At 36.7% G+C, this 7290-nt stretch carries 10 protein-coding genes; all 10 read right to left on the minus strand.

Annotated elements, in window-relative coordinates; all coding sequences use genetic code 11:
• A partial coding sequence (locus E7Z79_RS08635; protein ID WP_303739563.1) for a hydrogenase iron-sulfur subunit occupies positions 1 to 106 on the minus strand: 106 nt, incomplete at its 3' end.
• A 320-nt stretch (positions 107 to 426) separates the two neighbouring features.
• On the minus strand, positions 427 to 1677 hold the full coding sequence (locus tag E7Z79_RS08640) for a SufD family Fe-S cluster assembly protein (protein ID WP_303739556.1): 1251 nt from the start codon (positions 1675 to 1677) through the stop codon (positions 427 to 429).
• Positions 1646 to 2401: an ABC transporter ATP-binding protein gene (locus tag E7Z79_RS08645; protein ID WP_303739557.1), complete on the minus strand. Its 756-nt coding sequence runs from the start codon at positions 2399 to 2401 to the stop codon at positions 1646 to 1648. Before E7Z79_RS08645 ends, E7Z79_RS08640 begins: the two co-directional genes overlap by 32 nt.
• A 135-nt stretch (positions 2402 to 2536) precedes the next feature.
• Positions 2537 to 2803 carry a PRC-barrel domain-containing protein gene (locus E7Z79_RS08650; protein WP_295598459.1) on the minus strand — a complete coding sequence of 89 codons (267 nt, stop codon included), beginning with the start codon at positions 2801 to 2803 and terminating at the stop codon, positions 2537 to 2539.
• Between the two features lie 53 nt (positions 2804 to 2856).
• Positions 2857 to 3465: an NTP transferase domain-containing protein gene (locus E7Z79_RS08655; RefSeq protein ID WP_303739558.1), complete on the minus strand. Its 609-nt coding sequence runs from the start codon at positions 3463 to 3465 to the stop codon at positions 2857 to 2859.
• 16 nt (positions 3466 to 3481) lie between these two features.
• Positions 3482 to 4951, minus strand: coding sequence for a methanogenesis marker 14 protein (locus E7Z79_RS08660; RefSeq protein ID WP_303739559.1), 1470 nt, complete (start codon positions 4949 to 4951; stop codon positions 3482 to 3484).
• A 141-nt stretch (positions 4952 to 5092) separates the two neighbouring features.
• Positions 5093 to 6025, minus strand: coding sequence for a tetrahydromethanopterin S-methyltransferase subunit H (gene mtrH, locus E7Z79_RS08665; RefSeq protein WP_303739560.1), 933 nt, complete (start codon positions 6023 to 6025; stop codon positions 5093 to 5095).
• Positions 6026 to 6038: 13 nt separating this feature from the next.
• The gene (gene mtrG / locus E7Z79_RS08670) at positions 6039 to 6275 is read right to left on the minus strand and encodes a tetrahydromethanopterin S-methyltransferase subunit MtrG (RefSeq protein WP_303739561.1); all 237 of its coding nucleotides are present in this window, start codon (positions 6273 to 6275) and stop codon (positions 6039 to 6041) included.
• A gap of 12 nt (positions 6276 to 6287) precedes the next feature.
• Positions 6288 to 6494, minus strand: a complete 207-nt coding sequence (locus E7Z79_RS08675) for a tetrahydromethanopterin S-methyltransferase subunit F (RefSeq protein WP_303739564.1) — start codon at positions 6492 to 6494, stop codon at positions 6288 to 6290.
• A 13-nt stretch (positions 6495 to 6507) separates the two neighbouring features.
• The gene (gene mtrA, locus E7Z79_RS08680) at positions 6508 to 7221 is read right to left on the minus strand and encodes a tetrahydromethanopterin S-methyltransferase subunit A (RefSeq protein ID WP_303739562.1); all 714 of its coding nucleotides are present in this window, start codon (positions 7219 to 7221) and stop codon (positions 6508 to 6510) included.
• Positions 7222 to 7290 lie beyond the last annotated feature (69 nt).

Genomic DNA, 7290 nt, shown 5'->3' on the forward strand with positions numbered 1-7290 from the left:
CTCTAATATTCGGTGGGTATTGCATACGTGCAGTACCAGCTGTGTCTGCTCCTCCATAGGAACACCAGTTGCAACAAAACATTACAATTTTTACATCATCAGCCATAGAGTTTCTCCTCCTCTATAAATATTTTTTTTCAGTTTTAGAAAAACTTATGTCTTTCAAAAACCCAATTTTAAAGTTTTTTAAAAAATTTTAAAATTTTTTTTAAGGAAATACTGTTTAGGTATACCTTAAATTCACAATTTACGTACGTAATGAGCTAGCTCAGCATTACATTATGTACTGATTAATATATATCATTTATAATTAATATAAAGGTTACTTAGAAAAATAAGCCAAAAAGTTTATATACTATAAAACGAGTTTAATGGAACTACGTTTAAAATAAGCGCAATTGTAAAAAAAAGAAAAGATAGATGGAATTACATTCCATCGAGACTCATATCAATCATTCTTTGAGTTTGCTCAGCCAATTCATCAGGAAGTCCTGTGATATCCATGTTCAAGAAACCTCTGACAATCATGGATTCAGCATCCTCTTCAGTGATTCCTCTTGAAGTCAGGTAGTTAATTTCATCTTCGGAAATCTTACCTACTGCAGCTTCGTGAGACATTTCCAGGTTTGCTGAACTGGCTTCAAGTTCAGGGACGGCATAAATGAAACTGTCATCGGATAATACCAATCCATGACATTCCAAGTGACCCTTAACTTCAGGGACGGTACCTGCCAGGTGCCCTCTTGCATAAATTTGTGATTCGTCCTGTGCAACAGCCCTTGAGATAACTTCCCCTCTTGCTCCTTTGGCATTCAACAAGACTCTTGATCCTACATCAATAATGGAATCTTTTTTACCACCTTGGATACTTTGGAAAATTGCCCTTGAGTTTTCACCATCACAATATGCAGTTGGGAAGGATTGGATAGTGCTTACAGGACTGGTTAGAATGTAATTGTTAATGTAAGTTGAATTATCCATTAGTTTGACACCGGTTCTTGGACGAACTTCAACCTGCTCAGCCCAATTATGAACCATGGTAAAAGTAATCTTGGAACCAGGTTTCAGATACATTTCAGATACACCAACGTGCATTGCGGAACCTACATCATCACCAGTTGCACAACCGGTAATCAAATGCAATTCAGAGTTCTCTTCGGCAATGATAACATTGTGAGCGGTCTGCATAATGTCTTCATCACTAATGAACATGCATGCTTGAACAGGCATTACTTCCTTAGTTCCAGGAAGGGACCTTACAAAATAACCGCTTAAAACACCATTTTCCTGTTCATTTAAAGCGGTTTTTGCAGTGTATTTGTCTGCATCAGGTTTTACAACATTCCAGAGATAATCTTCCAACCAACTATACTTTTCCAATGCAATGCCCATGTTCATGACTTCAATGGAATCGGACATTGAGTTGTTTGTGAAAATATTACTTTGGTCAACCTGTAAAAATGATCCTGACCTGTTTTTCTCTTCAGTATCTACTCCGACCTGCAATAAATCCTTTTTAGTCTGTTTATCTAAATCATCCAAATCATCAATCATGTCTAAAGCATTAACTGTTTCATCGGAGAAATTTTCAATAGTAATATCAGCACCTAAAGCTGCCTTTTTATCTTTTGCCCTTTCAGCATCATCATAAACATTGCGCACACTCAACACATCCATTAAAACCATTTTTTCTAATATCTTCTAAAATTTCAGTTGGATTTCCAGAACAAGAAATTACACCATCAATTAAGACGTGCGCCTTATCTGCACTTACAAAGTTTAAGATGTAACCTAAATGGGTAATTAAAAGCCCACTTCTTTTTCTGGAACCTTGTGGTTTATCTTTATCTAATAATGTACCGATTTCAGAAGCTAACAATTCTACATTTTCAATATCTACTCCTGAGTCAGGTTCATCGAACATGGTGAAATCCGGCATTTGGGCAAGCAACTGTAAAATTTCGGAACGTTTTACTTCCCCACCAGAAAATCCCAGATTAACATCTCTGTCCAAAAATTCGTCACTGAATTTTAGTTGTTTTGCTAATTCTTGCATTCTAGGATTTAAATCTTCATCCATCTCTTGATGAGACTCGATTTTGAGCAAATCTCTTACAGACACTCCTCTGATTGCAGGAGGAGTCTGGAAACTTACTCCAATACCTAACTTTACTCTTTCAGCAGTAGACAAATTAGTAATATCTTGACCTTTGAATTTTATAGAACCTTCAACCACATCATATTGTGGGAATCCTAAAATAGTTAAAAATAATGTACTCTTACCAGCACCATTTGGTCCTAAAAGAACATGAGTTTCTCCTTCAGCAATTGAAAGATTAACATCTTTTAAAACTCTTTTTCCGGCTACTTCAACAGCCAAATTTTCGATTTCAAGCAACATATAATCACCTTTTATGAATAAATATGAATTTGTTATACTATAATAAATATTGATTTACTAAAATAAATAGTTAACAGTAAATAACAGAAAAAATACAAAAAAATTAAAATAATAAAAAAAAGAGTATAACTGAAATTATTCAGTTACAATAATAAATTCGCCGACTTTTTCAACTTTAGCAAAAGGAACTAATAACAAGTCGCCATTCCTTTTAGCGCCTTTAACATGAATATTACGATCACTTTCAATTCTGATAGCGATATCGACAATTTTACCGGTTTTCTCGTTGATGATTAGTTCATCTAAAACACCAAGGATACGTGCATTGTTGGTAGCTACTTGATAGTTTTTGATTTCACTCCATAATTTTTCTTCTCTTTTAGGAATTTGTTTATTATCCATTAAATCACCATAAAAATTATTTTAGTTATATAATTATTATAACTTCATTATATTTAAACGTAATATTTGTAATATAACTTTTCTGCAATTTCACTGTCAGGAATCGTATTAATATTTAATGCCAATTCCACTTTTTTAAGCACCAGCTGAGTTTCCTCCTGGATGATATTTTCACTTCTGAGAATATTCAACCCTGACGGAACACATCCATTAAACTCATAAGAATATTTCAAACCCAATTTTTCAAAAACTTCAACAGGAACAATTACTGACAGGGCATCCTTATCATTGCCCAAATAATAATCTATGACATAATCTATGGTTTCTGTAGAAATGAATGGCAAATCGGCATTGATGAAAAGCAAAATGTCCTCTTTAGATTTATTTTCAAAGTAATCCAAAATGTAAGATAGATCCTTAAGATAATCATCGCCTGATGTGTCCAAAATAATAAAATCATCATTGAGGGATTCCAAGTATCTGGTAGTTTCCCGGGTATTCGGACTGACTGCAATAACGATTTTATCAATTAATTCTGATGCATTCAAGTTGTCAATGACATATTTGATTAAAGGCTTATCATGCAATTTGAAAAGAGGTTTTTCTTCGGGAACTTCAAGCCTGGTTCCCATACCTCCTGCCATCAAAATTGCATAAATCATGATAAACCACGGACATTTAAGCGAATTTTCCGCCCATCATCTTCATACGATCTTTAAGAATGCATCTTCCACCTTGCTTACCGCCAATAGGCACCCTAGGTGTTCCCATTGAGTTCATACAACGGGCCATGATTGCGGAACCTAATGCAAGACCGTCTTCAACAAATACAACATTTTCAAATTTGTCCTGAACTGCCTCTAAAATAAGTTCAGGCTTACGTCCTGTAATTCCTGCCCTACCGGTAATACCTAAAGCGGAACCCGGAACGATGACATTTTCCTTAAATGCTACATCAAGCACTCTTTTAACAATATTGGTACTTACATAGTCAAGAGTTGAAAGCAGAGTTGGAAGACCGTCGGCATCATAGAATTGAGCACCCAATTCCATCAGTTCACCTAATTTATCACCATTGAATCCTACATCACAACCAATTAAAGTGGTTCCTGCCTTTTCAGCAGCTTCAGGATTAACAGGCACGGTACCGAATCTGTCAACATCCATAGGCACTTTAGTGATGTTGACCAACTTGTGAGCTTCCAATGCATTGGCTTCAGCCTTCTTATGGTCAGCCTTTTTCATTGCCTTATCTGAATATAAGTCCAATGCAGCACCGTTTTTCTTATCAATCATGCCGGAACCCCTGGCTAAGGAGTCGCTTACAACACCTGCAAGACCCAGGAAGTTACCTACAGTATTTGCATAAGGTTCATTATCATTAACGATACGTCCTGCCAAAGTGGAACCAAAGTCAAGGGAAACACATGGGTTTCTGTAATCCACATCAGTCCATTTAGCACCTAACTTAATACCTGCAGTTACAAGTTCCCCTTCCATTTCATTTGCAACTGTTTCCTTACCTTGTGGAGGAACTACACTTACAACAGCACCGTCAAACATGATGTTTTCCAAAAGGGAATGTTTCTGCAATCTTTCAGGAAGCTGTGAAATAGTCATTGCAGGAGACATTTTCCTTGGAGGAATATCAGCTTCAAGACAACCGTCAGCCAAAGCGATAATCAATTGACCTGCCTCTTCGGCAGTTGCGAAACCTGCAGTTACACCGGTGGATCTTACAACAAAATCCAAGTCCTCATCCTTATCGACTTGACATTTTCGTAAGGATTCCAAAACGGTATCCCTAATGAGCTCTGTTACAGATTCTTTTGAAAGTTCTATACCCCAAACGGTTTTACCGAATACCTCTTCATTAGGTTTAGGCGGGCGTATATCACGAGTCATTTTAACTGTCTTGTTCAATAAATAAGACTCACTTGTGTTTAAATTAGTGGCCATTACAATGGATTTTGTAGTGGTGTTACCTAATTCAACAGAAGCAGTTACATAAAAAGTATCAGGCTTTTGAACAGCGCCAGGACTTGCAGGACCTGCCCTTTGAGCTCTTAAACTTGCCAAATTGCCTTCTTTGGAATGAGCAATGATAGGCTTAGGACCTCTATTAAAAAGTTTACTTAAAAAAGACATTATCTAACCTCTCCAAAAATATTAAAGTTAAATAATAATATCTTTTTAGAATAATATAAATTTTATTAAAAGTTTTGAAAAAAAGTGAAAATAAAAAAATAGATTAGATGAAATGAATCATCTAATCGGGACCCCTTTAAATTATAATAATTTGTTAATTGGGTGGTCTTCTACAGGTTCGGTACCGATATCTTTTGCTGCTTCAGCAATCATGATATCAGCCATACCACATGCAGGGAATGCAAGTCTGGAGTTTTCGATAGGTCCGAAAAGAACGAAGTCTCCACCAGCCATTTGTTGAACGATGTTTGAACCGATATCACAAACAGGCCATGCTTCTTTGTGTTCTTTTTTGTATCCTCTTAACCAGTCCCATGCGGAAGGTACGTTGTGAATACCAGATCCTACAGGGTATCCCCATTTAGCTTTTACTGCGTAAGCAGTTCTTACAGCAGGTCCTGCACCTTGACCTAATGGAGTTACAGCTACGTCCATCCATGGTTTGGTAATTCCACATTCGTCAGCCATTTCAAGAATACCTTGGTCGATTACAGCACCACCAGTTTCCCAGATTTCGATTTTTCCTTCTACACCAGGAGTCATTGGGTTGAAACCTAAGAGAATGGATGCGTCGATGTCTGAGTTTTTAACAGCTTCGATTTCACCAGGTTCTGCAGCCATACTTAAAGAGTTGTAAACAGCTCTGTCAGCTAATCCTGCTTCTTGAACGTATTCTACACCTGCAATTTTAGCAGCAGCTGCGGTTGAATCTATAAGGAAAGGTTTGTCACAGATGTCTCCTACAAATTCTAAGTATTTTACCATAGCTTCACCGGTAGCACCGAAAGTTTGTACAACACAAGGGTTTCCGGTTACATCAGACATTTCTTCCATAGTTTTAATTAATCCATCAGCAGCGTCTTTATCAAAGTCACCTGCTTTTTCATCACTAATAATTTTGTGTCCGCCGTAGAAGATAGTTCCTGCTAAAACGGTAGGGTATTCACCAGGTTGGCCCCCCATTTTTACTCCATTCATATCTACAACGAGTTGTTCTTTATCAAATCTAAACATAAGTATAAACCTCCTATAATAAGGTAGATAACATTGAAGCTACACCGAATTTTATAGCTACAATTAATATAATTAATCCAAGTATAATACCATACAAAATACCAACATCTCTACCATTTTGTTGGCCTAAACGTTGGTAATATTCACCAACAGTGAAATCAACTTTTTCTTCTGCATCATCTAATTTTGCAGCGACTTGGTTGAAATCATCTGCGGATACCATTACTTGAGGTATTGAATCTTCACTCATAAATAACACCCCTTAGAATCCTAAAGCTTTTGCAATAAAAGGAATGATCACGATAAAAAGTAATGCTATGCAAGCACCGATAGCAAATCCTTTAAATCTGGTTGCAAGTAAACCTGCGAATAGTTTACCTTCTCTTGCAAGGAGTTTTGAACTGTATTCAGCATCATCTGCTGCAGTTTTCATCCCATTTATGTTTGGTTTATTTGAAATTTGTACCATATTCATCTCCTCCTTAAATCAAGAATAGAACTCCCACTATTAAAGTAAAAGCTAATCCGATCATTATACCTTGGACTTTACCAGCATAATTACCTGCCATGTTTCTTTGAACAGCACCGACCATATCGATTTTAGTGTTTATATCCCTAATTCTAGCTTCGATAAGAGCAGTTTCAGCAGAAACAACTTTCATTGCTTCTCCTTCTTCTTCGTCGCCACCATCTTCATCAACAGAGATAATCATAGCTTCTTCTTCAAAAGCACCTGGATCTTTTTCTACACATTCATTGATTTTTGATTGAATTGCTCCAATATCTTCAGTATCGATTAAGTCAACAATTTCTAATTGTTGTTGGAATCTTTCAATACCATCGAGAGGAACATTTTCTACGAAAGGAATAGCTCCAGTAGCACCGATAATTTTCTTTTTATCAGGGTCTGCACCATTATCATATAATGCTTGAATACTTTGACCGGTAATGTGGCCTTGTACTTCAGCACCCGCTAATATTAAGAAACGGATATTAGGGTTTGAGATAATGTTAGCAACTACTTTTTCAATTCCTAAGTTTTCTGTTTTACATGGGCCTGCAATAGCAGCACCGGAAAGTTCAGCTTCAATGTGAGAAGCTAAAGTTGTAACTGCAACTGGGCTTTCTGGATCACCGACAATGTAGTCTCCACTGATAACCGGCCAGCCGTCTGCAGGAGCTTTTTTATCAGCCATCTATAAAACCCCCATCATTTGTAATAGTGGTAATGCAGCAAATATAATAAATGTAGCTAATAAGAATCC

This window comes from Methanobrevibacter thaueri, from assembly GCF_015062905.1.
In the GTDB taxonomy this organism is placed as follows: Archaea; Methanobacteriota; Methanobacteria; order Methanobacteriales; family Methanobacteriaceae; genus Methanocatella; species Methanocatella thaueri_A.